The sequence below is a fragment of the Micromonospora sp. KC213 genome, assembly GCF_004348325.1.
Classification (GTDB): domain Bacteria; phylum Actinomycetota; class Actinomycetes; order Mycobacteriales; family Micromonosporaceae; genus Micromonospora.
In genome coordinates this window covers 1-2728 of the sequence record NZ_SMKF01000310.1, presented here as the reverse complement: position 1 = coordinate 2728, position 2728 = coordinate 1, and the positions used below count along the sequence as shown (strand labels likewise).

Here is a 2728-nt window from a genome sequence, read left to right as displayed (position 1 = left end):
GCGCAGGACGCCGAGGCGTTGGGTGGCGCGGGTGAGGGCGACGTAGAGGTCGCTGCGACCCCGGGGAGACTCCGCCACGATGCGGTCCGGGTCGACGACCAGGACGCTGTCGAACTCCAGGCCCTTGACCTGGTCGACGGTGAGCACCACCACCCGGCTCTCCAGTTCGGGCTGCTCGCCGACGGCCGCCTCCGGCAGCGCGGCCACCACGGCCGCGGCCAACTCCTCGGCGCGTCCCGCGGGCACGATCACCCCGAGCCGGCCGTCGGCCTGCCCGGCGGCCTCCCGGGCGGTCGCCGCGACCAACTCGTCGGCCAGCGCCGCCTCGTCGACAACCCGGTCCCACGGGGGTACGCCGGTGGCGCGGACCGAGCGGGGTGGGCGCAGCGCCGGGTCGATCTCGGCGAGCACGTCGGCGGCGACCGCCATGATCTCCGCCGGGGTGCGGTAGCTGACGGTCAGCTCCTCCAACCGCCAGCGTTGCGCCACGTACGGCTCCAGCGCCTCCGCCCAGGACGGGGTGCCGGCGAGCGCGCCGGTCTGCGCCACGTCGCCGACGATGGTCATCGACCGGCTGGGACAACGGCGCATCAGCAACCGCCAGGCCATCGGCGACAGCTCCTGCGCCTCGTCGACAATGACGTGCCCGAACGCCCAGCTCCGGTCCGCGGCGGCACGCTGGGCGGTGGTCAGCCGGTCCGCCTCCTCCTGCCGCTCCAGCAGCCGGTCGGCGTCGAGCAGATCGGTCACCCCGAGGATCTCACCGCCGTCGGCCTCGTCCTCGACGTCGATCGAGCGCGAGCCCCGCCAGATCTCCAACACACCCTCGGCGTACTCGCGTTGCAGGGCGCGGAGGCGTTCCCGGCGGGCCGCGGTGGCCCGTTCGTCCTCGCCGAGCAGCTCGGCAGCCTCGTCCAGCAGCGGCACGTCGGCCGGGCTCCAGCCGCCGCCCGGAGTCCGGTGCAGCAGGGCCCGCTCGGCGGCGGTGAGCATCGGCGCGGCGGTGGCGATCCGTTCCGTCGAGGCGTACAGGTCGGTCAGCAGGCGCTGGGGGGTGAGCACCGGCCACAGCTCGTCCAGCGTGGCGCGGACCCCGGGCTCCTCGCGCAGCTCGCGGCGGATCTCGGCGCGGTCGGCCTCGGAGAGCAGGTTCTCCCCGCCCAGCGGGTCCGCGCCGATCCGTTCGGCAACCTGCTCGGCGAGGGCGTGCACGATCTCGACGTCGAACAGCGCCCGGGCCAGGTTGTGCGGCCGGCCGGAACGGCGTACCCGGTCGCGGGCCTGCCGGACGGTGTGCGGATCCAGCAGCAGCGTCTCCCGTTCGACCTCGACCGCCAGCGGTTCGTCCGGCACCCACTGCCGGTCGCGTACCGCGGCGGCGAGCACCTCCGTCATCACCGGCCGGCCCTTGAGCGCCGCGACCCGCGCCGGCTCCGCGCGTCGCGCCCGCACCCCGGGGAAGAGGTCGCCGGGGGTACGCAGCAGCACCCCCGTCTCCGCCAGCGCGGGCAGCACCTGGGAGATGTAGCGCAGGAAGGTGGCGTTCGGGCCGACCAGCAGCACGCCCCGGGTGGCCAGTTCCCGCCGGTGGGTGTAGAGCAGGTACGCCGCCCGGTGCAGCGCCACCGCGGTCTTGCCGGTGCCGGGGCCGCCCTGCACCACCAGCACCCCTGGCAGGTCGGCCCGGATGATCCGGTCCTGCTCGACCTGGATGGTCTCCACGATGTCGCGCATCCGCCCGGTACGCCCCGCGTTGAGCGCGGCCAGCAGCGACGCCTCGCCGGTGAGTTCCTCGTGGGCGGTGGGGGAGGCGGTGGTGATGTCCAGCACCTCGTCATTGATGGCGGTGACCTTGCGCTGCCGGGTACGCAGGTGCCGCCGACGCCGTACGCCCTGCGGGTTGGCGGCGGTGGCCAGGTAGAAGGGCCGGGCGGCGGGGGCACGCCAGTCCATCAGCAGGGGGTCGTAGTCGCCCGTGGTGTCGAAGATGCCGATCCGGCCGATGTAGTGCCGGGTGCCGTCGTCGCCGTCGAGCCGGCCGAAGCAGAGCCCGTTCTCCACGGCGGAGAACTGCTCGACCTGATCGGCGTACATCCGTACGGCGCTGTCCCGTTGGGAGCGGTCCTGCAGGCTGCCGCCGGTGCGGCGCAGTTCCTCGGTCAGCCGCCGGGCGGCCTGCTCGCGCAGGTCGTCGAGCCGGCCGTAGAGCAGCGAGACGTACACCTGTTCGCGGCCGATCTCGTCGTCGTCCGGCTGCTGCGCCACGGAACCGTCGGAATGCGTTGACAAGCCGTCTCCTCGTCAATTACAATCGCTTCAGGAATGGCATTCGACGCCATTCCTTTTTGTGTCTGAACTGAGAAACATACCGCGCGACACGAGGCCCACCAAACGAGCCGGGCCGCCGGGTGACCACATCACCGACGCGGATGGTGTCGTCAGTGGCGCTTCGTGCAGACCTGACCGGAGCGGGCCACGATCTCGGTCGACCAGACCACCGCGATCGTGAAGCAGTAGTCGTTGGTGCGGTCCAGGCCGTACACGACAAAGCTCTCCGTGCCGGCGGGCAGTTCCTGGAAGGCGCGCGTCTCCTGTCCGGCCCGGCCGCCCGCGACCACCACCGGGCCCTCCGCTCGCGGCGGGTACCGCCAGGACAGGGCGATGTCGTCGCGCCGGTCGGTCAGCCGTACCTGGTCGGGCGGGGCGGCGACGACGGTCGGCCCGGCGG

Annotated in this window: 1 protein-coding gene and 1 pseudogene; both read right to left on the bottom strand. The window is 73.2% G+C overall.

The features are described 5' to 3' along the window. On the bottom strand, positions 1 to 2289 hold a 2289-nt coding region (locus E1166_RS30115; protein WP_132343194.1), incomplete at its 3' end, for an ATP-binding domain-containing protein. A gap of 149 nt (positions 2290 to 2438) precedes the next feature. Further along, a pseudogene (locus tag E1166_RS31330) lies at positions 2439 to 2728 on the bottom strand (tetratricopeptide repeat protein); the annotation flags it as partial.